This window comes from Xanthomonas sp. D-36-1 (assembly GCF_017746155.1).
GTDB classification, from domain to species: Bacteria; Pseudomonadota; Gammaproteobacteria; order Xanthomonadales; family Xanthomonadaceae; genus Xanthomonas; species Xanthomonas cissicola.
Genome location: NZ_JAGHWR010000036.1, coordinates 1 through 24,836 on the forward strand (window position 1 = coordinate 1; position 24,836 = coordinate 24,836).

The 24,836-nt window shown below is 65.5% G+C and carries 22 protein-coding genes; 5 read left to right on the plus strand and 17 right to left on the minus strand.

Annotated features, from left to right (window positions below; genetic code table 11):
* Both J7367_RS11620 and J7367_RS11625 read left to right on the plus strand, forming a co-directional pair.
* Positions 1–675 (plus strand): DUF3320 domain-containing protein (locus tag J7367_RS11620; RefSeq protein ID WP_209028933.1); only part of this gene is annotated, 675 nt, incomplete at its 5' end.
* 498 nt (positions 676–1,173) lie between these two features.
* Positions 1,174–1,779: a DUF488 domain-containing protein gene (locus J7367_RS11625; RefSeq protein ID WP_057659684.1), complete on the plus strand. Its 606-nt coding sequence runs from the start codon at positions 1,174–1,176 to the stop codon at positions 1,777–1,779.
* Between the two features lie 72 nt (positions 1,780–1,851).
* Here the strand turns inward: J7367_RS11625 and J7367_RS11630 are convergent, their stop codons facing one another.
* The 3 genes from J7367_RS11630 to J7367_RS11640 all read right to left on the minus strand — a co-directional run bounded on the left by J7367_RS11630 (position 1,852) and on the right by J7367_RS11640 (position 5,931).
* Positions 1,852–3,963 (minus strand): methyl-accepting chemotaxis protein, encoded by a 2,112-nt coding sequence (locus J7367_RS11630; protein ID WP_057659686.1) that lies wholly within the window; start codon positions 3,961–3,963, stop codon positions 1,852–1,854.
* Between the two features lie 276 nt (positions 3,964–4,239).
* A complete protein-coding gene (locus J7367_RS11635; protein ID WP_057659688.1) occupies positions 4,240–5,430 on the minus strand; it encodes an FAD-dependent monooxygenase in 1,191 nt (396 codons plus the stop codon).
* Positions 5,431–5,466: 36 nt separating this feature from the next.
* A complete protein-coding gene (locus J7367_RS11640; RefSeq protein WP_057659690.1) occupies positions 5,467–5,931 on the minus strand; it encodes a MarR family transcriptional regulator in 465 nt (154 codons plus the stop codon).
* A gap of 464 nt (positions 5,932–6,395) precedes the next feature.
* Between J7367_RS11640 and J7367_RS11645 the strand changes: the two genes are divergently transcribed.
* Positions 6,396–9,251: a PAS domain-containing protein gene (locus J7367_RS11645; protein ID WP_057659694.1), complete on the plus strand. Its 2,856-nt coding sequence runs from the start codon at positions 6,396–6,398 to the stop codon at positions 9,249–9,251.
* Between the two features lie 107 nt (positions 9,252–9,358).
* On the opposite strand, the gene J7367_RS11650 is transcribed toward J7367_RS11645, so the two are convergent.
* Complete coding sequence (locus J7367_RS11650; protein ID WP_033481396.1) at positions 9,359–9,703, minus strand: response regulator; 345 nt, start codon at positions 9,701–9,703, stop codon at positions 9,359–9,361.
* Between the two features lie 298 nt (positions 9,704–10,001).
* Between J7367_RS11650 and J7367_RS11655 the strand changes: the two genes are divergently transcribed.
* Together J7367_RS11655 and J7367_RS11660 are read left to right on the plus strand one after the other, a co-directional pair.
* Positions 10,002–11,519: an ATPase domain-containing protein gene (locus tag J7367_RS11655; protein ID WP_007964093.1), complete on the plus strand. Its 1,518-nt coding sequence runs from the start codon at positions 10,002–10,004 to the stop codon at positions 11,517–11,519.
* Positions 11,506–13,578, plus strand: a complete 2,073-nt coding sequence (locus J7367_RS11660; RefSeq protein WP_057659695.1) for a PAS domain-containing protein — start codon at positions 11,506–11,508, stop codon at positions 13,576–13,578. The genes J7367_RS11655 and J7367_RS11660 overlap by 14 nt, the downstream gene beginning before the upstream one ends.
* Positions 13,579–13,935: 357 nt before the next feature.
* Here the strand turns inward: J7367_RS11660 and J7367_RS11665 are convergent, their stop codons facing one another.
* The 13 genes from J7367_RS11665 to J7367_RS11725 form a co-directional block, all read right to left on the minus strand.
* Positions 13,936–14,643 carry a C-type cytochrome biogenesis protein gene (locus J7367_RS11665; RefSeq protein ID WP_057659697.1) on the minus strand — a complete coding sequence of 236 codons (708 nt, stop codon included), beginning with the start codon at positions 14,641–14,643 and terminating at the stop codon, positions 13,936–13,938.
* Positions 14,637–15,134 carry a cytochrome c-type biogenesis protein gene (locus tag J7367_RS11670; RefSeq protein WP_017159160.1) on the minus strand — a complete coding sequence of 166 codons (498 nt, stop codon included), beginning with the start codon at positions 15,132–15,134 and terminating at the stop codon, positions 14,637–14,639. The genes J7367_RS11665 and J7367_RS11670 overlap by 7 nt, the downstream gene beginning before the upstream one ends.
* Positions 15,134–15,676: a DsbE family thiol:disulfide interchange protein gene (locus J7367_RS11675; RefSeq protein ID WP_057659699.1), complete on the minus strand. Its 543-nt coding sequence runs from the start codon at positions 15,674–15,676 to the stop codon at positions 15,134–15,136. Before J7367_RS11675 ends, J7367_RS11670 begins: the two co-directional genes overlap by 1 nt.
* Entirely contained in the window at positions 15,673–17,661 is a 1,989-nt protein-coding gene (locus J7367_RS11680) for a heme lyase CcmF/NrfE family subunit (RefSeq protein WP_057659701.1), read from the minus strand. Before J7367_RS11680 ends, J7367_RS11675 begins: the two co-directional genes overlap by 4 nt.
* Positions 17,662–17,727: 66 nt before the next feature.
* The gene (gene ccmE, locus J7367_RS11685) at positions 17,728–18,198 is read right to left on the minus strand and encodes a cytochrome c maturation protein CcmE (protein WP_057659703.1); all 471 of its coding nucleotides are present in this window, start codon (positions 18,196–18,198) and stop codon (positions 17,728–17,730) included.
* Entirely contained in the window at positions 18,195–18,401 is a 207-nt protein-coding gene (gene ccmD / locus J7367_RS11690; RefSeq protein WP_057659704.1) for a heme exporter protein CcmD, read from the minus strand. Before ccmD ends, ccmE begins: the two co-directional genes overlap by 4 nt.
* Positions 18,398–19,156, minus strand: coding sequence for a heme ABC transporter permease (locus J7367_RS11695; RefSeq protein WP_057659707.1), 759 nt, complete (start codon positions 19,154–19,156; stop codon positions 18,398–18,400). The genes ccmD and J7367_RS11695 overlap by 4 nt, the downstream gene beginning before the upstream one ends.
* A 10-nt stretch (positions 19,157–19,166) precedes the next feature.
* Positions 19,167–20,492, minus strand: coding sequence for a S8 family serine peptidase (locus tag J7367_RS11700; protein WP_057659709.1), 1,326 nt, complete (start codon positions 20,490–20,492; stop codon positions 19,167–19,169).
* Positions 20,489–21,151: a zf-HC2 domain-containing protein gene (locus J7367_RS11705; protein WP_057659711.1), complete on the minus strand. Its 663-nt coding sequence runs from the start codon at positions 21,149–21,151 to the stop codon at positions 20,489–20,491. The genes J7367_RS11700 and J7367_RS11705 overlap by 4 nt, the downstream gene beginning before the upstream one ends.
* Positions 21,148–21,741, minus strand: a complete 594-nt coding sequence (locus J7367_RS11710) for a sigma-70 family RNA polymerase sigma factor (RefSeq protein ID WP_007964109.1) — start codon at positions 21,739–21,741, stop codon at positions 21,148–21,150. The genes J7367_RS11705 and J7367_RS11710 overlap by 4 nt, the downstream gene beginning before the upstream one ends.
* Positions 21,742–21,792: 51 nt before the next feature.
* Positions 21,793–22,602, minus strand: a complete 810-nt coding sequence (locus tag J7367_RS11715; RefSeq protein ID WP_022559568.1) for a hypothetical protein — start codon at positions 22,600–22,602, stop codon at positions 21,793–21,795.
* Between the two features lie 429 nt (positions 22,603–23,031).
* Entirely contained in the window at positions 23,032–23,424 is a 393-nt protein-coding gene (locus tag J7367_RS11720) for a c-type cytochrome (protein ID WP_003481759.1), read from the minus strand.
* 26 nt (positions 23,425–23,450) lie between these two features.
* Complete coding sequence (locus J7367_RS11725; RefSeq protein WP_057659712.1) at positions 23,451–24,794, minus strand: hypothetical protein; 1,344 nt, start codon at positions 24,792–24,794, stop codon at positions 23,451–23,453.
* Positions 24,795–24,836: the final 42 nt, after the last annotated feature.

Sequence of the window (24,836 nt, forward strand, 5' to 3'; positions counted from 1 at the left end):
GGATTGTTCAGAGTTTCCTTAGAGCCCAGTCCCAAGCCTTCGCACCGTGCGGTGCCGGTTGAGATCCTAACCGTCGATCGCGGTGAAGTGACCGAGATGGGGCTCATTGAAGCTCAAAGTCCTCCGGACACTGAGCCTTACATCGAGGCGACCTTTGCTGTGCCAAGCAATCAGTTCGAATTGCATCTGGTGCCAACAGGGCAACTCGCAACCATCGTGCGGCAGATCGTTGAAATAGAAAGCCCCATTCATCGCAGCGAGATCGTGACGCGCGCCCGGACGCTTTGGGGCTTGCAGCGCGCAGGTTCGCGCATCCAGCAAGCTGTTGAGGATGCGATTGGGTCGGTAGTGTCGATGGGTGGTGTGCAGATCGTCGACAAGGACTTCTTGGCCATTCCAGGGAAACAGGTCCGCGTGCGGGACCGCTCGATAGTCGAGTCCCTGACATTGCGCCGCCCAGAATTCTTGCCTCCCTCCGAAATCGATTCGGCTCTGATCAAGGTCGTGCAGGACAATCTGGGCGCGAAGGCTGAGGAGTTGGTGACGATGGTCTCTCGGCAGCTCGGCTACAAGAGCACGAGCCCACAACTTCGCCGGGTCATTCTTGATCGCTGTGAGGCCTTGGTGGGGGCGGGGCGATTAGCGCCAAAGGGAGATCTTTTGGTGTTGCCCTGATCTGCGGCTGAGGTCTTCACTCTTGCCGCTACTCGTCAGCAACCCTAAACTTGCCAGACACACACTAGGACACAATCCGGTTTTTGTTTTGCTTGCAGATCAGTGGGTTAGGGCGCGTTACTTCGAATCCCACTCTCTCCGCCATACGTCGTTGAAATCGCTGAGGCGCCGTGACGTTCCGCCACGCACGCCGCTCGTCCCATCCGCTGTCCCACACTCGGTGCGACGGTCGTCCTGACGATCAATGTGTCAGCGCACGGATCACTCAGCGGCGCGCTCGACCGTGCAGTGTAGGTTGTCGCGCTGCCGACACCTGCATCGCTGCTATCGCTTTCAGGACGATCTGCAGCGAGCAGCGCTCACCCTGCTACGGGAACTGCACGCGCTAAAAACGCAGATGAGCCAGATCCGCGTGTGGGCATAAGCCCCTGTCCATCACTTGCTGTGGGCGCCGGCAGTGATAGTGCTGTATTGCCACTCCGCTTAGCTATTGCTGCGATGCATGACACCTCTCCCTTGATCAACACCGACGCACCTGCGCTGCAGGCCGCTGGCGATGCGGCCGGGATGCTCTGGACGATCGGTCATTCCACCAGGACCTGGGAAGCGTTCGTTGCGCGGTTGGGCGCGCATCGGATTGAGGCATTGGTGGATGTGCGGCGCTTTCCGGGCTCGCGCCGCTACCCTTGGTTTGCCGGCGACACGATGGCGCAGGCATTGGACGCGGCGTCGGTGCGCTATCTGTGGCTGCCCGCGCTGGGTGGACGTCGCAAGGCGCAGCCCGGGTCGCCTAATGGCGCGTGGCGCAACGCGGCGTTTCAGGGCTATGCCGACCATATGACCAGCACCGACTTCGGCGCCGGGCTGGAGCAGGCGACGGCCATGGCACGGGAGCGGCGTACGGCCCTGATGTGCGCCGAAGCGCTCTGGTGGCAGTGCCATCGCCGCTTGATTGCCGATCTGTTGCTGCACCGCCGGTGGCAGGTGCTGCACATTCTTGGCGAGACCGCGGTGCAGCCGCATCAGTTGAATGCCGATGCGCGCCCGGTTGGGCGCGATCTGATCTATCCGCCGCGGCAGGTTGGTCTGTTTTCCGCCGAATAGGCGCCTGCGGTAACTCCACGCCCAGACGATCGCCGCGACCGTTGCTTGTGCGTCGAACGCTATCGCGCGGGCTCACAGCACCGTTGCATGGACCTTGAAGACTTCCACTGCGCGGGTGAGTTGCGTGGAATGCTGTTCCAACGCGTGCGCGGCGGTGCTGGCGGCTTCGACCAGGCGCACGTTGTGTTGGGTGCTCTCGTCCATCTGCGCGATGGTGTGATTGACCTGTTCGATACCGCCGGCTTGTTCCTGCGAGGCCGCGGAGATGTGGGCCATGATGTCGGTGACGTGCTGGACGCTGGTGACGACTTCGCCCATGGTGGTGCCTGCCTTGTGCACGAGTGTGGAGCCGTCGGCGACGCGTTGTACGGAGTCGTCGATGAGCCGTTTGATTTCTTTTGCTGCATCCGAGGAGCGGTGCGAGAGCGTTCGCACTTCCGATGCGACGACGGCGAAGCCGCGGCCTTGTTCGCCGGCGCGTGCGGCCTCCACCGCGGCGTTGAGGGCCAGGATATTGGTCTGGAAGGCGATGCCGTCGATGACCGAAATGATGTCGGCGATGCGCCTGGAAGCGGCTTCGATGCCGGACATCTGTTCGATGACCTGGCCGACCACGTCGCGGCCTTCCGTGGCGATCGCGGCGGCGCCGCGTGCGAGCCGGTTGGCGCGGGCGGCGTGCTCTGCATTCTGCTTGACGGTGGAGGTCAGCTCTTCCATCGAGGCGGCGGTTTCTTCGAGGCTGGCGGCTTGTTGTTCGCTGCGCTGCGCCAGCTCCTGATTGCCGCTGGCGATATCTTCTGCGGCGAAGCCGATGCTGTTGGAGGTTGTCTGGATGCGGGTGACGATGTCGGTGAGGCGGTGCACGGTGCTGTTGGCGTCGTCTCGCATGGAGGCGAACACGCCGTGGAAATTGCCGGACATGCGCACGGTCAGGTCGCCATCGGCGATCGCGCGCAGCAGCGCGGAGAAGCTGGCCAGGTTGGTATCGGAGGTGGCCATCATGGTGTTGAGGTTTTCCACCATCAGGCGAAAGTCGTGCTCGAATCTTTCTGGCTTGCCGCGTAGCGCGAAGTCGCCTGCGCAGGCGGCCTGGGTCAGTTCCTGGATCTGCGCGTTAATGGCCTGCAGGTTGCGCTTGACCTGCTGCATGGTGGCGGTGATGGCCGATTTTTCGCCGGGATACTGCTCGATGTCCTGGGTGAGATCGCCAACCGCGTAGCTGCCCATGACTTCGGTCATGCGCAACTGGGTCTGCACGTGGGCGTGCACCAGTGCATTGGTGTCTTGCACCATGTCGCCATATTCGCCGGGGAAACGCCGTGCGTCGGTGCGGTAGCTGATTTCGCCGGCATCGTGGCGCGCAGCCATGCTGCGTTGCGCGGAGATCACTTCCTGCAGGCGCCGCTGCATCTGCTGCATGGCGCGCAGCAGTTGCCCGGATTCGTCGTTGCCGGTCGCTGCGTCCTGGCTGCGCAGGTCGCCGTCGTTGATGCGCTGGGCCAGGCGCAGCGACTGGCGTAGCGGCAGCACCACACTGCGTGTGAGCAAAAACGCGATGGCAGCGCCCAGCAGAAGGGCGACCACGGTGGACATCACCATCAGCATCGCAAAGCCGCGCGCGGTGGCAACGGCCTGCCTGGCGGCTTGGCGGTTCTTGGCTTCCTGCAGATCGATGAAGGCGTTGATGCTGGCCAGCCAGGCAATGAAGGCCGGTCGCGCTTGCTGCAGCAGGTGCTGTTGTGCCTGCGCCTTGTCGGCCGCATCGCGGAACGCGCGCACTTGCGCGATCAGCGGCAGGGTGCGCTGCTCGATGGCCTTGATCTGCCGGAGAATGTCTTTCTCTTTCGCATCGGTCGAGCTGGCGATCATGTCGTCGAGCGGTTGCGCAGAGCGTGCGTAATCGGCAGCGAGCTTGTCGATCGATTGCTCGGCGGCGTGGCGGTTCGCAGGGTCGTCCATGAGCACGACATCGCGCAAAGCGATGGCGCGGTCGTGGACACTGCCGCGGAAGTTGATCGCGTAGCGCTGCTTGACGCTGTTGACTTCATTGATGGCAGTGAGCTGCTGGTCGATGCTGCGAACGCGTTGGATGCCGACCACGGTCAGGATCACCATCAAGACGATGATCGCGAGAAAGCCCAGGGCCAGGCGCTGTCCAATGCGCAGATGCGGGAAGAAATGCATAGGGGTTCGATCGGTGTTCCGACTGGCGGAAGAGCGGGGGAGTCCCGGCAACTGCAGGGAGACGAATGCGCACGCGACACCGCAGGAGCCAGCGCAACGGCCGCCGCTCCAGTGGTGTCTCGACGTATTCATTAGCGACCTCTAGCGTTGGAACTGAAGCCGTAGCGTCGGCCGGTTCAGGTGCTGGTGGGGCTGTCCACTGGGTGCCGAGCGATCTCCTCGCTCGCGGGGGCGGCGCTGCCGCGCGCGGCGCACCGGCGCCTGTCAACGGCGCTTTTAGGGATAACGCGAGAGATCCGGCGCCTTGATCGCTGGCGTCATCCACTTTGCAGCGAGGTTCTGCACGCTTGGCTGGCTGGCGAGTTTGAGCGCGCCATGCAGCAGATGGATGCCGAGCCGGCTATGCGGGTTCATCAGGCGTGGGCCGATCTTCGGCACGCCCTGGGCCTGCTCGACCATCGGGCGCATGGCGGTGGCGTAGGCCGCGAAGGCCGCGTCCAGTGTGTCGGCCTGGGCGATTTCGTTGGCCAGCACATACGCGCCGGTCACTGCCAGGGTGGCGCCGATCCCGGCCAGTGGCGTCGCGCACCAGGCCGCATCGCCGGTGAGCACGGTGCGGCCGCTGTGCCAGCGCTGCATGCGCACCTGGCGTAGGGCATCGAAGTAGAAATCGTCGGTGCCGTGCATGCCAGCGAGCACGCGCGCCGCCTGCCACCCGGCGTCGGCAAAGCGCTCGTGCAGGTAGGCCTTCTGGGCGTCGACGCTCCAGTCCTGTTCGCCCTCGGGCGGTTTCTGCAGCGAGAGCATGGCGCGCGTGGTGCCGTGCCGGTCGGGTCGCAACGAGATGCTGCGCCCGCCGGTGGTGTGGTACCAGCGCCACAGCCGGTCGTCGTCGGCGCTGCGCGGGATGGTGAAATAGGCGATGGTCAGATCCATCCAGCGCGGATCGTTTTCCCCGGGGAAGACCTGTTCGCGCGTCGAAGAGCCCACGCCTTCGGCGACGATCACTGCGTCGAAGCGTTCGCTGCATCCGCTTTCGAAGGTGACGGTTGCGGCATCGCTGCCGGCAGCGTCTTCGATGCTGGCGATGCGGTCGCCGAAGCGATATGTCACATGGCTGCGCGCGGCATCGTAGAGCAGGCGGGCCAGATCGCCGCGCAAGAGCTCCAGTTCGGCGGTAGGGCCATCGCCACTGACGTCTTCGGTCTTGAAGGTGGCGACGGCCTGGCCGTGCGCGTCGATCCAGGCGGTGCCTTCTTCGCCGGTTCCCTGGGCCAGCGCGGCCCGCTCCAGGCCCATGCGTTGCAGCACCTCACGGCCGACACCACGTACATCGATGTTCTGGCCGCCATCGCGAAACCGGGTGGCGCGCTCCGCCACGGTGACATCGAAGCCGCGATGGGCGAGTGTCCAGGCGGCAGTGTTGCCGGCGATGCTGGCGCCGGTGATGAGGATGCGACGCGGCATTGCAGTCACCCTGGGCAGGAAATATCAGGCGTGATATTACACGTCTTGCCCGTGACGCTCCATGTTCGCGATCAGCCGGTGCATCAACGCGACGGTCTGCTGCACCTCGTCGGTGGAAAAGCCTTCCAGCGCCACTGCGTTCATACCCAGCAGTGCTTGGCCACCGAGTTCGGCAATCTTGCGCCCGCGGGCGGTGAGCGCCACCAGCGCGGCGCGGCGATCCTGCGGGGTCGGGGTGCGCTTGATGAGCTTCAGTCCCTCCAGCTTGTCCAGCAGCGCCACCATGGCCGGCTGCTTCACGGCCGAGGCGATGACCAGGTCGCGTTGCAGCATCGGGCCTTTCCAGGACAGCAGCATGATCGGGCCGATCAGCGCCAGCGACACGCCATGCGGCCGCAGTCGGGCGTCGACCAGACGGTTGAAGACCCGCGCCGCATGGTTGGCCAGGTAGCCTGGCGCGACCGCAGCCTGCGGATGGATGAGTTCATTCGGATCAAGCATTTGGACGACCGTGCGTTGCTCTGGGGGCCATCGGGCAATGTTACGTCTCCTGCAGTGCGGCATGGCGGTCAGCCCCGCGTGGCAACGCGCGCAAGCCTGGCGGCTTGGCTGTCAAGGCGATATCGCGCCGCTGTGCTGCCGAAGACGGCACGGCTCCATGCGCGCAGGCCAATGGCCGTACCGGCCGTGGCGTGCAGCCGCAAACGCAGGTGTGGAAGCTGCCTGGTTCAGTCGCCTCGGACGGGTGTGGCTGGACGCCACCTGCCATAGGCCAGATGATGGGCGACCGCGCGCCGCTTGGTCTTGCCGACGAGTCATGCGCCTGCGGCGACCTGGTCTTCTCAACGGTTGGACATGATGTACGGATGGGTGATGGATAAGCTCACGGCAGGCGACGCCTCAGTCGTGCGCGGCGCGTGCTGGAGCGGCGACCTACGTGTGGATGCACTGCGGGTGCGCCATCTATGAACGCGGGATTTCCGCACGGCAACAGCGTCATGGCGCAGGCGGTGCGCAACCACGACTGGGCGGCGAGCCCGCTGGGACCTACCGCACAGTGGCCATCGCCGTTGCGCAACGCGGTCGATCTGATGCTGGGGTCGCCCGAAAGCATGTATGTGGTGTGGGGCGATGCGCTGACCTTTTTCTACAACGACGCCTACACGCCGATCCTGGGGCCGCGCCAGGCGCAGGCGCTGGGCGCGCCGCTGCGCGTGCTGTGGGCCGATGCCTGGGAGGCGGTGCGCGAGCCGATCGAGGCGGCATTCGTTGGGCAGGCGTCGCGCTTTGAGGAAGTGCCCATCGGCATGAACCGTTACGGCGTGCCGGAGCAGACCTGGTGGACGTTCTCGTTCTCGCCGATCTACCTGGACGATGGCCGGGTGGGCGGCGCGTTCTGTGTCACCAACGAAGTCACCGCGCGCAAGCTGGCGCAGGCGCGGCTGGCCGACGAACACGAGCGCCTGATCCGCCTGTTCGAGCAGGCGCCGATGTTCATGGCGTTCCTGAGCGGGCCGCAGCATCGGGTGGAGTTCGCCAACCCGTGTTATTCGCGTCTGATCGGCCACCGCGACGTGATCGGGCGGCCGTTGGCCGAGGCGCTGCCGGATGCGGTGGAGCAGGGGCATGTGCGTCGCCTGGACGAGGTGTACCAGTCCGGGCGCGCGTTTTCGGCCAATGCGCTGCCGTACATCGTGCAAGCGGTACCGGGTGGTCCCGCCGAGCGACGCTTGCTGGATCTGGTCTATCAGCCGATCGCAGGCGCCGATGGCACCATCTCCGGCATCTTCGTGCAGGGTCTGGACATCACCGACCGCATCAGCCTGGAACGCGCGGTGCGCGAGGCCGAAGTGCGCAACCGGCAGATCCTGGACAGCGTGATGGACTACGCCATCATCGCCACCGATATGCACGGGCGGGTGACGTCGTGGAACGAAGGTGCCCGGCGCATTCTGGGCTGGAGCGAGGCCGAGATGCTCGGGCAAACGCTGCAGCGCACCTTTACTCCGGAAGACGTCGAGCAGCGGCAGATGCTGATCGAGGCCGCTGCCGCGCTGGAAAGCGGCAGCGGCATGGACGAGCGCTGGCACGTGCGCAAATCCGGCGAGCGGTTCTGGGCCAATGGCTCGCTGATGGTGTTGCGCGAAGAGACCGGCGAGGCGATCGGGTTCGTCAAGGTGCTGCGCGACCGCACCGCCGAGCGGCTGGCCAGCGAGGCCCTGCAAAAGAGCGAGCGGCGCCTGGACGCACTGGTGCGCGCGTCGTCGCAATCGATTTTTTCCGCAAGTGTCTGCTGGCGCCAATTGCGCCAACTGGTGGGCGATGGTGCGCTGAGCGATGCGGTGTCGGCCACGCCCGACTGGCAGGCGATGGTGCACCCGGACGACCGTGCGCGGTTGGCGCAAGCGCTTGCGCAGGCGACTGCCACCAAGTCTGGTGTGGATGTGGAATACCGGGTGCTCGGTGCAGATGGGCATGTGGGTTGGACCTTGATGCGCGCGATTCCGTTGCTCGATGAGCGCGAGCAGATCGCCGAATGGTTCGGCACCTCTGCCGACATCACCGACAAACGCGTGGCCGAAGAGCAGCTGCGTCAACTCACCGAGACGCTGGAAGAGCGCGTGCGCGAACGCAGCGCGGCGTTGTTGCTTGCCGAAGAGAAGCTGCGTCAAAGCCAGAAGATGGAGGCGGTGGGGCAGCTGACCGGCGGGCTGGCGCACGACTTCAACAATCTGCTCACCGCCATCAGTGTCGGCCTGGAACTGCTGCAGACGCGCATCGAACAGGGCAAATACGACCGGCTGGAGCGCTATGTGGAGATGGCACAGTCCAGCGCGGCGCGTGCCACCGCACTGACCCAGCGGCTGCTGGCGTTTTCGCGCCGGCAGACGTTGGCGCCCACCGCGCTGGATGTGGAAGCGCTGGTGCGTGGCATGCACGACATCATTGCGCGCACGCTGGGGCCGTCGATCGCGCTGCAGCTGCGTCCGGCGGACCAAGCATGGCAGGTGCTGGTGGACGCGCCGCAGCTGGAAAATGCGCTGCTCAATCTGTGTATCAACGCGCGCGACGCCATGCCCGATGGTGGGCAGCTCACCATCAGTCTGCACAACCGCGCGCTGGATGCCGCTGCCGCGCAGCAGCTGGAGCTGCCGCCTGGCGATTACGTGTGCCTGAGCGTGCAGGACACCGGGACCGGCATGACGGCCGAGGTCATGGCCAGGGTGTTCGAACCGTTTTTCACCACCAAGCCCATCGGCCAGGGCACCGGGTTGGGCCTGTCGATGATCTATGGGTTCACCCGTCAATCCGGCGGGCATGTGCGCATCGATTCGGAAGTGGGCGTAGGCACCACCATGGCCTTGTACCTACCGCGTTTCACCGGCGTGCTGGCGCAAGACGAGGTGGCACCTGCCGATGCGCCGCTGCAGCGCAACGCTGCGCACAGTCGCACCGTGTTGTTGGTGGAGGACGAAACCGCGATTCGCGTCTTGATCTCAGAAGTACTCACCGAAGCAGGCTACCGCGTGATCGAAACTGCCGAGGGCAGTGCGGCGGTGGAGCGCTTGCGCTCGCAAGAGCACATCGATGTGCTGGTGACCGACGTCGGCCTGACCGGCGGCCTCAATGGGCGTCAGGTTGCCGATGCCGGGCGGCAATCGCGTCCTGCATTGCCGGTGCTGTTCGTCACCGGCTATGCGGCCAGCGCCGCGGTGGGCGCGGGGCAGCTCGACGATGGCATGGAGGTGTTGACCAAGCCATTCCAGGCCATCGAGCTGGAGCGGCGGGTGGCGCAGTTGCTGGAGCGTCGCGCCCACTAAGCGTTGCGGGTGCGAGTGGCTGGCTGCACCGACATTCATCGCTTGAGACATGCATGTGCCGTGCAAGCCGCTGGACAGATGCGGGGTGCAGACGTGGTTGCGTCTGCTTAGAGCGCGGTCTGTACGGTGCCCAGCAGTTCGCGCAAGGAAAATGGCTTGGTCAAAAGGCGCATGCCGGTATCCAGAAAGTCGGCACGTTTGGCGATTTCGCCCGCGTAGCCGGTCATGAAGACGATGGGCAGCGCGGGGTAGAGCATGCGCGCTTGATCGGCAAGGTCGCGCCCGTTCATGCCAGGCAGGCAGATGTCCGATAGCAGCAGATCGAATGGACATGCCCTGGTGAGCTGCGTCAGCGCGTGTTCGGCGTCGGCAGACGCCACCACGTGGTAGCCCTCGTCGCCAAGAATGTCTGCAGCCATTTCGCGGATTGCGTCGTCGTCTTCGACCAACAGGATGCGTGCGTTGGGTAATGCGTGAGCCACTGCGGTCCTCGAGCGATCGCAATGCTGCGATGCTTCGAGATGCACGTTAGGCGCGCCTGCGTGACGGTGGCGTGGGATGTTGCACGACGATGCGTTCACCGCTGCTGCCAATGTCATGCGCCACGCCGGCAGGTGATCGAAAAACACCGCAATTCCAGTGATTTGCGATACCTGCAGCAGCGATGCCGTGAATCACGTCAAGCAAAGCAAGCTGATCAGTTCAGTCGCGCCCACCGGCGAATAACGCGCGCGTGTTAAATTCAGCTCTATGAAGAACGTGACGCCGATGATCGCAAACCGCATCACCACTGGCAGCACCGGGCTCGACACCATCTTGCGTGGCGGGCTGCCCGCCAACCGCTTGTACCTGCTTGAGGGCCAGCCGGGTGCCGGCAAAACGACGCTTGCACTGCAGTTCCTGCTGGATGGTGCGGCCAAGGGCGAGAGCTGCCTGTATGTGACCTTGTCGGAAACCATCGAAGAGCTCAGTGAAGTCGCTGCCTCGCACCATTGGTCGTTGGAGTCCCTGCATATTTTTGAGCTGGCCTCTGCAGAGGCCTTCCTCGGCGAAGGGCGGCAGCAATCCATCCTGCATCCGTGGGAGATGGAGCTGGATGGCACCATCAAGCTCATCCAGGCCGAAGTGGACCGGGTGAAGCCGACGCGGGTGGTGTTCGATTCGTTGTCCGAGTTGCGCCTGCTGGCGCAGGATTCGCTGCGCTATCGGCGCCAGGTGCTGGCGCTCAAGCAATATTTCGCGCCGCGCAACATCACGGTGTTTCTGGTGGACGATCTCACCGGCGAGCATGGCGAGCGGGATGCGCATTTGCACAGCCTGTGCCACGGGGTGATTTCGCTGGAGCGCATGACGCTGGAGTTCGGCGCGGCGCGGCGCCGGTTGCAGGTGCAGAAATTGCGTGGTGTGGATTTCATCGCTGGCTATCACGATCTGGCCATCGTCACCGGCGGCCTGCGTGTCTATCCACGTTTGATCGCCTCCGACCACCACGTGCCATTTGTCGGCGAGCCGGTAGGCAGCGGAGTGGAGCGCATCGATGCATTGCTGCATGGCGGCCCGTTGCGCGGCACCAGCACGCTGGTGACCGGGCCAGCCGGCTCGGGCAAGACCAACCTGGCTCTGCAGTTCGTGGTTGCCGCGTGCGAGCGCGGCGAGCATTGCTGCGTGCTGGAGTTCGACGAGCGCACCGGCACCTTGTTGAAGCGCGCCGAGGGCCTGGGCATGGATCTGCGCAAATATATGGATGCAGGTCTGCTGGAGTTGCACCAGATGGATCCGGCCGAAGTCACGCCGGGCGAATTTGCCTGGACGGTGCGCGGCAGCGTGGAGCAGCGCGCGTGCCGCATTCTGGTGATCGACAGTCTCAACGGGTATCTGGCGTCGATGCCGCAGGAAAAGCAGCTGATGTTGCAGATGCACGAGCTGTTGTCGTATCTCAACCAGAGCGGGGTGACCACGTTCCTGATCAACCCGCAGCAGGGGCTGGTCGGCAGCATGGCGACCAGTAGCACCCTCAATGTCTCCTACATGGCCGACACCGTCATCCTGCTGCGCTTTTTCGAGGCGAAAGGACGCATTCGCAAGGCGTTGTCGGTGCTCAAGAATCGCAGCGGCGCACACGAAGATGCGATTCGCGAGCTGCGCATCGGCAGCAGCGGTCTGCAGCTGAGCGAGCCGCTGGAGAAGTTCTACGGCGTGCTGACCGGTACGCCGCAGTTTGTCGGAGACGACGGCCCGTTGCTGGATCGTCCCCTTGACTATCTGTGACGCGGACGGCTCCATCGTTCATATCATCGCGCCATTCGGCCGCGATGCGCAGAGCATTGCCGGCATCGTTGGCGAACGGGGGCTAGCGCGCCGGGTCTATACCACGCTGGACGCGCTGGCAGGCGACCTGCACGATGGCTCCGGCGTGGTGGTGCTGACCGAAGAAGCGATCCGTGGCGACCTGCATGCGCTGTCGCACATCCTGCAAGGCCAGCAGGCCTGGTCGGACATTCCGTTCGTGTTGTTGCGCACGCCGCGTGGTGCGCACAACCGCCGGCAGGTGCGCCTGCCAGCGGAGATGACCAACGTCATCGAGTTGGAGCGGCCGCTGAGCTCGGCCTCGTTGCTGAGCGCCATCTCCACCGCCTTGCGCGCACGGCAGAAGCAGTTCGTCATCCGCGACCAGCTGGCGCAGTTGGCCGAAAGCCGCGCCGCGCTGGCGCAGAGCGAGGCCGAACTGCGCCGGGTGACCGATGCGCTGCCGGTGCTGATCGCTTTCATCGACAAGAACCTGGTGTACCGCTTTGCCAATCGTTCTTACGAAGACTGGATTGGTGTGCCGCCTGCCAACGTGATCGGGCGGCCGCTGGCGGATGTGGTGGGGCCTGCGGTGGTCGAAGAGCGCCGCGCCTGGATCGAGGCCGCGTTGGCCGGGCAGACGTTGACCATCGAAACCAGCTGGCCGCATGCCGATGGCCGGCGCCGCGATGCGGAAATTCGCTACATGCCGCGCCTGGACGCAGACGGCAAGGTGGATGGGTTCCATGTGTTCGCCACCGATGTGACCACGCGTGCGCTGGCGCTGGAATCGATCCAGCAACAGGCCAACCTGCTGGAAATGAAGGTGGCCGAACGGACCGCCGAGTTGCAACAGCAGATGCTGGCGCGCGAATCCAGCGAAGCGGCATTGCGCCAGGCGCAGAAGATGGAAGCGGTAGGCCAGCTTACCGGGGGCATTGCACACGATTTCAACAACATGCTCACCGGCATCTTGTCTGCGCTGGATCTGGCGCGGCTGCGCATCGACCAGGGGCGCACCGAAGGGTTGGGTCGCTTTCTGGATGTGGCCTCCGCCTCGGCACTGCGCGCAGCTGCGCTCACCCAGCGCGTGCTGGCATTCTCGCGGCGTCAGTCGCTACAGGCGCGGGATCTGCAGTTGAACGATCTGGTGGCGTCGTTGCAGGAGTTGCTGGCGCGCACGCTGGGCGAATCGGTGCGTCTGGAAATCGATCTGTGTGCGGAACTGCCGCAGACATACGTTGACGAAAATCAGCTGGAAAGCGCCCTGATCAATCTGGCCATCAACGCGCGCGATGCCATGCCCGACGGTGGGCAGCTGCGTATCGCAACGCGGCAGCTGCAGGTGGAAGATCAGCCGCTGGAACTCGGCCGTGGCATCGCGTTAGCGCCGGGGAGTTACGTGGTGGTGTCGGTCGCAGACACCGGGACCGGCATGCCCGCCGACGTGCTTGAACGCGTGTTCGAGCCGTTCTACACCACCAAGCCGATCGGCCAGGGCACCGGCCTGGGCATGTCGATGATCTACGGCTTCATGCAGCAGTCCAACGGCCAGGTGTGGGTGGAGTCGCAGCCGGGCACGGGCACCACGGTCAGCCTGTATCTGCCCGCCGGGGTTGCGGCGCAAACCGCAGTGCCGCAGACGCAGAGCGATGCGGTGCTGGCAGGGCAGGGCCAGCAGGTGCTGGTGGTGGAAGACGACGAGCAGGTGCGGCTGCTGGTCACCGAGCTGCTCAGTGAGCTGGGTTACCAGGCCGACGTGGTGGCGGACGCGGACGCGGCGCTGCCGATTCTTGCCTCGCCACGCCGGATCGACCTGTTGGTCACCGACGTCGGCCTGCCGGGACTCAACGGACGCCAATTGGCCGAGATCGCGCGGCAGTCGCGGCGCGATCTGCCGGTGATCTTCATGACCGGCTACGCGGAAACGGCGCGCGACCGTGGCGAATTTCTCGGCGAAGGCATGAGCATGATCGCCAAGCCATTCACGCTGGGCGAGTTCAGCGGAAAGCTGCACGATGTGCTGGGGCCTTCGGTCTGAGCACGGCTGGCGCGATGTGGCAAACCAGTTGAACGTGGATGCTGCATGGGAGCGACGTGTACGAGTGGTCGCTTTCGCTCTCGGGTCACGCGCTGTTTGTCTCGCGATTGCGCGGTCTTTCGGTGGCTGCACTCCAGCTGGCAAGGTTGCGCGAGAGACTGCAATGCGATGACGGCGATTTGCCGCCACTGCACGGCACGATGCGTCGCGCTTGATTGTGCGATGCGCTGAGGCGGAGTGTTTGCGCCAGGTGCCGCGTCTATCGCGTGACCCGGCTGCTTGGCATGCTGCACGCGCTGTGCAATTGCACTGCGTTGCGGCCATCGCAATCAGACCGCAGCACGCAGGGGGCGTTGCTCAGCGCGTGCCACGCGCGGACTGCCGCGCGCTGGCCATCGATTCGGCCACCGCGATCTTGTCTGCCACCGCCTTCTGCATGGGCGATCCGGTTTCCAGCAAACCGTGCAGATGCCGCCAGTGCGCAGTGGCTGCGGCGAAGTCCTGCTGTTGAAAATCGCTGATGCCCAGCAACCAGAGCCCACGCTGGTTGTCCGGCTCGCGTGCGATAACCTGCTGCAAGCGTGTGCGCGATGCGGCGTCGATGGCGAAATCGTCGCGCGTGGCCATGTCCGCCGCCACCCAGCCCACAATGGCGGCGCTGATATCGGGAGCGATCTTGAGCGCTTGTGCATACGCCTCGCGCGCTTCGGCGGGTCGGTCGTTCTGCTCGAATGTCTTGGCTTGCTGCATGAAGCGATCCAGCGCCTGCGCCTGCGCATCGGCAGTGTTGCTTGCCGATTGCGCCTGCCCCGCAGCCGCAGACGGTGGCAGTGGGACGATGTGGGCTGGCTGCGCTGCATACACCTGCGTCACGATCGCCTCCGGCGCGCCCACCAGCCGATACAAGCCCGCCGTGGCCAGCGGCACGCCCAGTCCTAGCAGAATTGCCCAGCGGTAGCGTGCATCACCGCTGCCGGTGGTGCGGCGCAGCAGTGGTGCCAGCAACAGCAGCAAGGCCAGCGCCACCAGCACGGCACTTGCGATATAAAAACCCGCCATCACCATTCTTCCTCCCCTTGCGGCGCCACCGGCGTCCCGGCACGCGCACGGTGACGCATGGTGTGGACGACCACGCCGGCACCTGCAGCCAACATCAGCGCCGGCCCGAACCACAGCAGCCAGGTGCCGCGTTTGACCGGTGGGTCGTACAACACGAAATCCGAATAGCGATCGACCATGTACTGCTTGATCTGCGCATCACTCTTGCCGGCCTGCAGTTGCGCGAACACCTGATGCCGCAGATCGCGCGCCAGGCTGGCGTTGGAATCGGCCAGGTTTTCGTTCTGGCAGACCAGGCAGCGCAGTTGCGCGGTCAAGCGCTGGAAGCGTGCTTCTTCGCTGCGGTTCTTGAACGGCAGCGGGTCCACGGCCTGCGCCGCCAGCGAGGGCGCCAGCAGCATGCCAAGCAACAACACCAGCAACAAACGCACACGGCGGCCGTGCGCGCGCCAATGCCAGCGCCAATGCAACACGCGTGTTTGAAGCGCCGAGGCCATCACGGTGTGCCCTTGCGCAGCGCGGCGATGGCCGGCAGCAACTCGTCGTCGATGGTATCCGGGGTCAGCACGCCGATGTGCTTGTAGCGGATCATGCCTTGGGCATCGATCAGGAACGTTTCCGGTGCACCGTAGACGCCAAAGTCGATGGCGGTCTGGCCGGCTTCATCGGCGATCACCACTGCATACGGGTTGCCAAGGCGCGCGAGCCAGGCGGTGGCATCGGCGGGCACGTCCTTGTAGTTGTAGCCGATCAGCGGCACGCCAAGCCGGCTGGCCTGGGCCATCAACACCGGATGTTCGTGCACGCATTCGGCGCACCAGCTGCCGAATACATTCAGCACGTAGGGTTTGCCCAGCAACTGCTCACGGCTGACGCGTTGCGCGGGCAGATCCAGCCGCGGCAACGAAAACGCCGGTGCCGGTTTGCCGAGCAATGGCGATGGCACCTCGCGCGGATTGTGCTGCATGGTCCGCAGGATGCCGACGCCGAACAGCGCCGCCAGCAACACAAAGCCCAGCAAGGGCAGCAGACGATTCACGGGTGCGATTCCTGTGCGATGACGAGCGCTGGTTGCGCCGAAGAGGCGGCCGCGGTGTGTGCAGTCACCGGCGCACGAAAGCGGCGTGCGCAGGCGCTGACAAAACCGCCGAGCATCATCAGCAGGCCGCCGGCCCAGATCCAGCGAATGAAGGGTTTGTAATACAGCCGCAGCGTCCAGTCGTCTTCGATGTGCTCATCGTCCAGTGGCTCGCCCAGGGCCACATACAGGTCGCGGGCGATGCCGGGATCGATCGCCGATTCGGTCTGGATCCGCTCGCTGCTGTACAGGCGTTTTTGCGGATGCAGTTGCGCGACGAGCTGGCCGCTGCGGCTGACCTGCACGCTGCCTTGTTCGGCTTTCCAGTTTGGCCCATCCACCAACTGCACCCCATCGAAACGGAAGCTGTAGCCGGCGATCTGCGCCGACTCGCCGGGCGACAGCCGCACATCGCGTTCCACCGACAGGCTTTCGGAGACCAGCACGCCGGCAACGAACACCGCCACGCCCGCATGTGCGATCAGCATGCCGGCCATTTCCGCCGGAAAGCGCCGCCCGCGCGGCATGTCGCGCCAGCGTTTGACCATGTACAGCGCAGTGCCCGCAGCCACCCATGCGGCCACGCCCATGCCGGCGATCGCCTTGGCCTGGCCATCGGCAAACACACTGCCGACCAGGGCACACGCAATTGCGGCGATGCCGGCGCGCGTGCCAAGTGCTTTCAACGGTGCGGCTTCGGCCTTGCCCCAGCGCAGGTACGGGCCGAACGGCAGCAACAGCACCACCGGCAGCATCAGCAGCGGAAACAGCAGGCCGAAATAGGGCGGCCCCACCGACACCTTGCCCAGCGCAAACGCGTCGGCGATCAGCGGGAACAAGGTACCCAGCAAGACCATGGCCGCGGCCACGGTGAGCAGCAGGTTGCCGACGAGAATGCCGGTTTCGCGCGAGGCAGCGGCGAACGGTTTGCCGCTGGCGATCTTGGGCGCGCGCAGTGCATACAACAGCAACGAGCCGCCGACGACGGCAACCAGAAAAACGAGGATGTGCAGGCCGCGGCGCGGATCGGCCGCAAACGCATGCACCGAGGTCAGCACGCCCGAGCGCACCAGGAAGGTGCCCAGCAACGACAGCGAAAACGCCAGGATCGACAGCAGGATGGTCCATGCACGCAGGCTGCCGCGTTTTTCGGTGACCGCCTGGGAGTGGATCAATGCGGTGCCGACCAGCCATGGCATGAAACTGGCGTTTTCCACCGGGTCCCAGAACCACCAGCCGCCCCAGCCCAGTTCCGCATAGGCCCACCAGCTGCCGGCGACGATGCCGGCGGTCAGGCAGGCCCAGGCCACATTGGTCCACGGCCGCGCCCAGCGCACCCAGGCCTGTTCCAGTTCGCCGCCGAGCAATGCCGCCACTGCGAATGCGAATGCCACCGAAAACCCGACATAGCCGGTGTACAGCACTGGCGGGTGGAAGGTCATGCCCGGGTCCTGCAACACCGGATTGAGTTCGTTGCCATCAAGCGGAATCGGCGAGAGCCGCCCGAACGGATTGGAGGTCAGCAGGATGAAGGCCAGAAAGCCCAGCGAGATCAACCCCAGGACCGCCAGCACGCGGGCGGCGAAGTGCTGCGGCAGGTGCCGGCTGAAGGCGGTCAGCAGCACCGTCCAAGTGGACAGGATGGCGATCCACAACAACAGCGAGCCTTCGTGGGCGCCCCACACCGCCGCAACGCGGTAGTACCAGGGCAGGGCGATGTTGGCGTTGGCAGCGACGTAGCCCACCGAAAAATCCAGCGACAACAACGACCAGGCGAGCAGGCCGAACGCCATCCACACGAACACCGCCTGGCCCACTGCCGCAGGCCGCGCGATACCCATCAACGCGGTGTTGCCGCGCCACGCACCGATCAGGGGCAATACGCCCTGGGCGAGCGATAACAGCAGTGCCAGGATCAGTGCGATCTGGCCGAGTTCAGGCGTCATGGGCGGATCGCAAGGTGAAATGGAAAGAGGAAGTCATCGACGTGCGTGGCAATGACCGCAAGCGCATCAACGCGGTGCGGTCAGCGGTGCGACGGTGGCGGAAATCGGCTTGCCAAGGTGGCCCTGCGCCATCGCATCCTTCAGCTCTTTCGGCATGTAGGTCTCGTCGTGCTTGGCCAGCACTTCGTTGGCGACAAAGCGCCCGCCCTGCATGCGCCCGTTGGCGATGACCGACTGGTTGTCGCGAAACAGGTCCGGAAGAGTGCCGGTGTATTCCACCTGGGTCGCCGCGTTTTTATCGATGACGGTGAAGCTGACTTTCAGCGAATCGCCGGCACGCTGGATCGAGCCGGCCTTGACCATGCCACCGAGCCGGAATTGCTGGTAACCGGCGGCTTCCCCCGCACGGACCTGGCTTGGGGTGAACAGGTAGCTCATGTTCCGCTGCAAAGCGAACACGATGAGCGTGACGGACAGCGCGGCGGCGGCCAGTACGCCGATCACCAGCCACAGACGTCGCTTGCGCGTGGCGTTCATGGCGCGTCGCGCTCCAGTGCCGGTGCCGGTTGATCGCGTACACGCCGCGGTGCCTGCCGCTGCAACTGGCCGCGCAGTTCGCGCGGCAGCCGGCGGCGGCGCAGCCAGGGCGCTGCAAGATCGGCCAGCAGTACCAGCACGAACAATGCGTAGGCGGTCCACACGTACTGGCTGTAGCCGCCCATCGCCAGAAAGGTGCTCATGCGGTGCGCTCCGTCAACACGATGCGGCGGACCCAGTCCTTTCCGCTTTCCAGTGCCAGCAATTCCACTCGCACGCGGCCGAACAGGCTCGCAACGTAATAGCACTTGGTGGTCAGCATCATGGTCAGCAGCGGCCACAGCATGTCTGCGCTCATCTTGGAGGGGCCGAGCAGGCGCACGGTGGACCCCTGGTGCAGCGTGTTCCACCACACCACCGAGTAATGCACGATGGGCAGATTCACCAGGCCCACCAGTGCGAGCAAGCCGGCGGCGCGCATCGCCTGGCGGCGGTCTTCCACGGCGTGGTACAGGCCCAGCACGCCCAGGTACAGAAACAGCAGCAGCAACTCGGAGGTGAGCCGCGCATCCCAGGTCCACCAGGTGCCCCACATCGGCTTGCCCCAGAGTGCCCCGGTGCACAGGGTGATGAAGGTGAAGGCTGCGCCGATCGGCGCCGAGGCCATGGCGACCACCTCGGCCAGCTTGATTCGCCACACCAGCGCAATGAACGCCGAGACGCCCATTGCCGCGTAGATGAAAAGACTCATCCAGGCACTGGGCACGTGGATGAAGATGATGCGGTAGGCATCGTGCTGCTGGTAATCCGGCGGTGCCAGTACCAGGCCGCCGTAGGCTGCGACCGCGCCGAGCAGCGCGGCCAGCCCCAGCGCCCACGGGCGCACGCTGCCGGCGACACGATAGAAGGTCGGCGGCGAGCTGAGTCGATGCAGCCACAAGGGAATCCACTTGGCCATGCCGGTGCCGTCAGTTGGAGTGTTTGGCGTGAGATGCCAGCGCCTGCACTGCGGCGCCGGCGTTGACCTGCAACTGCCCGTCGGAGACCTTGCTGGTGCGCTGCATGAGTTCGCGCAACGCCTTGGCATCCATCGATGGTTGCAGCGACAACAGCAGCGCGGCCATGCCGCTGACATGTGCGGTGGCCATCGACGAGCCGGAGGTGAAGTCGTAGCGTCCGTTCGGTTGCGTGGTCAGGATGTCCTTGCCCGGCGCGCTGAGCACGCCGGGCATGGCCGGTGTCGCGCTGCTGCTGCGCACGACCAGCACGCCGGGTACGTCATTGGGAAAGCCATCCAGACGCCCGTTCGGTGGCATTGCCGCCACCACGATGCGGCCCTGTTGCACCAGCTGCTGCAGCATCTTGCTGAGCAGTGGATCGGCGGGGCCGCCCAGGCTCAGGTTGATCACGCGCGCGGAGCTGTTGTCGATCGCCGCCAGCGCCTTGGCCAGGGTGAAGGTATTGCAGCGTGCGGTGGCGCCGACCGTGGGCGCGTACCAGCACGCCTTGTAGATACTCAGCATGGCCTTGGGTGCCATGCCGACGATGCCCTGGTGATTGTTGCTGCCGGCGGCAATGATGCCGGCCACTTCGGTACCGTGCGAATCGGTGCTGGTCTTCACCGGTTTGTCGTCGACCAGATCGTGCACGTCGCGGATGCGCGCCTTCAGATCGGGGTGGTCGGTGTCCACGCCGGTATCGACGACCGCGATCACCACGCCGCGGCCCTCGGTCACGGTCTGCGCGCTGGCGGCATCGGTGTCGATGAAGCCGCGCTGCATGTCCACGTACGGGTCGTTGTAGCTGGACAGCGAGGTCGTCTTTTCCGACGCATCGGCGGAGAACACCGAAAAATCCTGCACTGGCTGCACCAGCTCCACGCCTTCGTCGTCGGCCAGTGCACTGACCAGTTCATCGCGCGACACGCCCGGCGGCGGTTGCAGCACGGCGCAATACAGGCCCAGCGAGATGATTGGCCAGGCCGAGACTTCGCGCAGTTTGTAGCGCTGCTTGATGCTGTCCATGCGCGCGGCAGCCTTCTGGCCGGCGCCGTAATAGCTGGATGCGTAGCCGATCAGGCTGGAGCCGGCGCGGGCCGGCGGTGCGGCGAGCGGGTTGGCCACCGCCAGCAGGATGTCGCGGCTGCTGTCGGGCGTTTGCGCATCGGCCAGCGGCGTGGGTGTGCCGGCAACGTCCGTCACCGGCGCCTGGAGGGCTGCGGCAGCGTGCGCGTTGGAGGGCGCGCCCAGGCCGGCGAACGCGGCGATCAGGCCAATGGCGAACAGGCGATTCATGGGGCCGAGACGATCTCCGCCAGCCGGATGCCCGGGGTGGCGCGTAGTTGCTGCACGGTCTGCTGCGGTGGCGCCGGGGGCCGCGGTGCGGCCGGCACCACGGTGTAGGCGCCCATGTCGTTGGGGCCGCCGACCACCTGCAACTGCTGCGCATGCAGCAGCCGGTCCCAGTCGGCCACGGTCATCCTTGCGTCCGGCACCACGCGGATGGCGCCCTGCGGCACCGGCAAGGCCGCGACGCTGCTGAGCGTGCGGTAGTCGTGCGATGGCGATGGCGCGGGCGAGGCCAGCTTGACACCCATCACGCCCAGCCCGATGGCCTGGACCAGCGCGGCGGCGGCCAGGGCGCGGACCGTCCAACTGCCGGAGCGGCGTGCTGCGGGCGCGCGCGCAGGTGCGCTGTGCTGCTCCGGTGCATCCAGGCGGCCGAGCAGGCGTTGCAGACCGGCGTTCGGGTCCAGCTTCACTGTCGATGGCAGCGCCAGGGCCTGGCGCAGGCGGTTCTGTTGGGCAAATTCGGCGCTACACGAGGCGCACTTGGCCACGTGCGCGATCAGCCAGGTGTTTTCTTCTTCGGTGGCACTGTCCAGCAGCACCGCCGGCATCAATTCCCAGGCGTGCGAGCATTCCTTGCCAGGCGCGATGAAAAACGTCTTCATTGCATGGTCTCCGTGTAAGGGGCGCCGCCGGCCAGGCCGGGCAGCACATTGCGTAATTTGACCCGGGCATGGAACAGCCGGGCTTTGATGGTGCCAACCGGGCACTGCATGATGTCGGCCACTTCTTCGAGCTTGTGGCCGACGCCGTAGACCAGTTCGACCACCAGGCGCTGGTCCGGCGAAAGCCGTTCCATGCCCTTGTCCAGCCAGTCGCGCAGTTCGCGGTCGTCGTTGTCGTCGGCGCTGGGGGCGTGGTCTTCCACCAGGGCGGTGTCGTCGATGGCTTCGCCGTCATGCTGGCGCAGGCATTTGAGTCCGCAGCGGTAGGCGATGCCCATGATCCAGGTGGACACCTGCGAGTCGCCGCGGAAGTCGCCGGCCTTTTGCCAGGCGATCCAGAAGCAATCGTTGATGGCCTCTTCGATGATGTCCGGGCGGCGGGTCAGCCGCGACAGGAAGCGGCACAGCCGGCCGTGATAGCTGTGGTACATGCTGGCCAGCGCGTCGCGATCGCCCCCGGCCATGCGGCGCAACAGCATGCGGTCGGTGGCATCGCCCAGGGTGTCGGTGTCATTCATCGGTGCAGGCATGGCAGGTAACCCACGTCAGTGCGCGCAGGCAGGCAAAAGGTTGCGTATGGATCAGAAGGTTCTGGCGACCGTGCCCAGCCACGGCATGTCGCCGGGGCCGCCCTGCATGCGCGGGGTGTTGCCGCTGGTGAGGATGCGCTCGGCTTTCAGTGTCCATCCGGCGCGGTTCCACTTCAGGCCCACCTGGCCGTACTGATAGCGGCCGGAGCGCGCTGCACCGTAGGCCATGGCCGGAAAGCGCGACGAGCCGGCACCGAGCGACAGGCTGACATCGTGGCGCAGCGGGACGTTGGCGGTGATGTCGAACGCCACGTTCCACGGCGACCGGTCGGCCCGCGGGAAATTGAAGGTGGACAGCGAAAACGTCAGCAGGTCGCGGTAGGACCAGGCCAGGCTGGCTTCCTGGCGGTCGAAGGTGCGCGTGGCGCGGTCGGTCGGGTAGCCGTAGTAGAGCAGGCTGGCCTGCATCTGCCAGCGGTCGTCCAGCATCCAGGCGCGCCCGAGCTGTGCGGTGACCGCGACCGGATCGCTCCAGGCGGGGGACTGCAGCGCCACCGAGGTGGAAACCGACCAGCCGGGAGCGGGCAGCCAGTAACCGGCGGCCTGCACGGTGACCTTGTTGGGCGCGATCGAGATGCCGCGGTCGATCAGGCTGGAGGTCAGCGCCACGGCGCCGCCGAAGTCCTTGGCCAAGGCGCTGCCGCAGGCGCCGGCTGCCAGCGTGAGCAGCAGCCCCTGCAGCAGCGTGCGGTGCCGGTGTGGTTGGCGACGCACCCGCGGTTGGCATGGTTGCTGGGCGGACACGGCCGGTCGTGCTTCGCAAAGCTGGCGGCGTGCGGCACTGTCCGACAGTGCGCCCACGCAGAAGCCCGCGCGGGCGCAGTGCCGTCGCGGTCGGGAGGGGAGCGGCTTGGAAGCTGGAACGGTGGGCAATGGCGTGGGGCGGTGTGTCAAACAGGGACGCGATGGTGCCCCAGGTCGGCGGACGAGACCACCGCAGCGGCGGCGATTGCGTCCGGATACGCGAAGGCACCGCGTCGGGCAACGCGAATCCATCCTGGTCGGCCGGTGGCGGCCGCCTGCAATACCTGGCTGTGCGGCGGCCGCCACCGGTAGGGTGCCACGGCTGGGCGCGTTGGTAACCGATGCAGCCACGCCACCGGCGGAGCACGCGATGCAGGTGGTGCCCGCAGGACAGACGGCCGGGACCGCGGGCACACGCGCGGTGCGATTGGCGCGCCATCCGTCCGCCCCCTCGGGCGACGACGCGCCATGCCGCGTAGCCCGCGCCTATTTCAAGGTGTTGAGGTAGGCGATCAGTGCGTCAAGCTCCTTGGGGTCGTCCAGGCCGTCGTACTTCATCTTGGTGCCCGGCAGCGCCTTGGACGAGGATTGCGACAGATAGGTCTTGAGCTGGGCCGGGGTCCAGGTCCATTTGCTGTTCTTGAGCGCGTCGGAATAACCGCCGAAGTCGGCGACCGTACCGGCAGGGCGTCCTGCCACGCCGAACAGCGACGGGCCCTTCTTGTTCTTGCCCGGCTTGACGCTGTGGCATTCACCGCATTCGGTGAGGAAGACGTTGGCGCCGTCGGCAGCGTAGGCCGAGGGCACGGGCAGTGCGCCTGCCAGCATCAGCCCGGCCAACGGGGCGCACAACACGGAGAGTTTGCGTGGTGAGTTCATGTGGATCCGTACAGGTGCGGGAGGGATCAGAAGGCCAGGTTGACCGACAGGGTGAAGCTGTCGAGATCGCGCGGATTGGTGATCGGCGGGCCGCGGAAGACGTTGGAGGTACTGCCGTTGAACTTGTCGAAACGGAACCAGCCGGCGGACACGCGCAGATTGGCCATCGAGGTATAGGTGCCGTCCTTGCCGAACGGGGTCCAGTACAGCAGGATCAAATTGCTGGTGGTGTCCGGGATACCCACTGGCGAATAGCGCGCCGCATCGAACGAGCCGCTGTTGATCATGTGCGCGGCCAGCACGCCGTAGGTCTGCCTGAAGGCGTAGTTCATGCTGAGGGTCTGATCGCGCACGCTGCCCCGGTCCAGCGCCGGCATGGTCGGGTCGGTCGACATCAGCGGGCTGCCGTATTTGCGACGCTCGTAGATGTTGACGTAGGCCAGCGACAGCACGTGCTCGCGGGTGCCGAGGAATTGGTAGGTCAGGTCGTAGCCGAAATCGGTGAGGTCGTCGCTGGGCCCGGTGCGCAGCGGCTGGCGGCGCGTCGTGAGCGCGGTCAGGCCCACCGAGAAGAACTGGCGCTTCATGTCCTTCATGTAGGCAAGACGCGCATAGCCGGTGTCGCCGAGCTTGCCCGGGTCGCCGTTGACCGGCCAGCCGAGGCGGTCCTGCGCAGACGGCGACAGCGCGCTGTAGCTACCCACTTCGCCGTACCAATTGCGGTCGTACAGGCCGTAGACGCTGGCGCCGATGACGCGGTTGGACAGCGCCGAGGAGCTGAGCATGGTGGAGGCGCCGCCATTGGAGGCAGGGGTGAGCGTGGAGGCGTTCGGCAGCACGTGCACCGGGTCGGAAATGCCCGGGTTGTTGTTGACGCTGACACCGATCATGGTGTCCTTGCCCGCCATCTGGAACGGCTTGCCGACAAAGCGCAGATCGACATCGTCCAGGCGCGTATCGAAGGTCGCATTGCCGCTGTTGTTGGAGCGGATCTTCGAATAGCCGCCAATATTGTCGTTGAGGCGGCCGCCCAGATACAGATCGGCTTCGCGCAGACGTGAGGTGCTGTCGCCGCGGCTGGGGTTGTTGCGCGACCAGGTGAGCTGGCCGGAGACCGGGATCTTGGTGCCCTCGCCATCGGTATCGGTAAAACCGCCGAGCTTGAAGCGCATGCCGTAGGGCGTGAGCGAGGGGCCATAGGAACCGACATGGCAATCGGCGCAGGACGAGCCGGTCTGGCGCGCGAACGAGGGAATCGCCTGCGCCTGCGTGCTGGCCAGTAGCAACAAGGGGCCGGACACGCACAACAAGGACGTCAGGCAGGCAGTACGCGTAGCGGTGCAACGCGGGGCGGGCTGGAAAGCGGGCATGGAAAGTCCTTGTTCGACGGTGCGGGATGCAGTGGTGCGGGA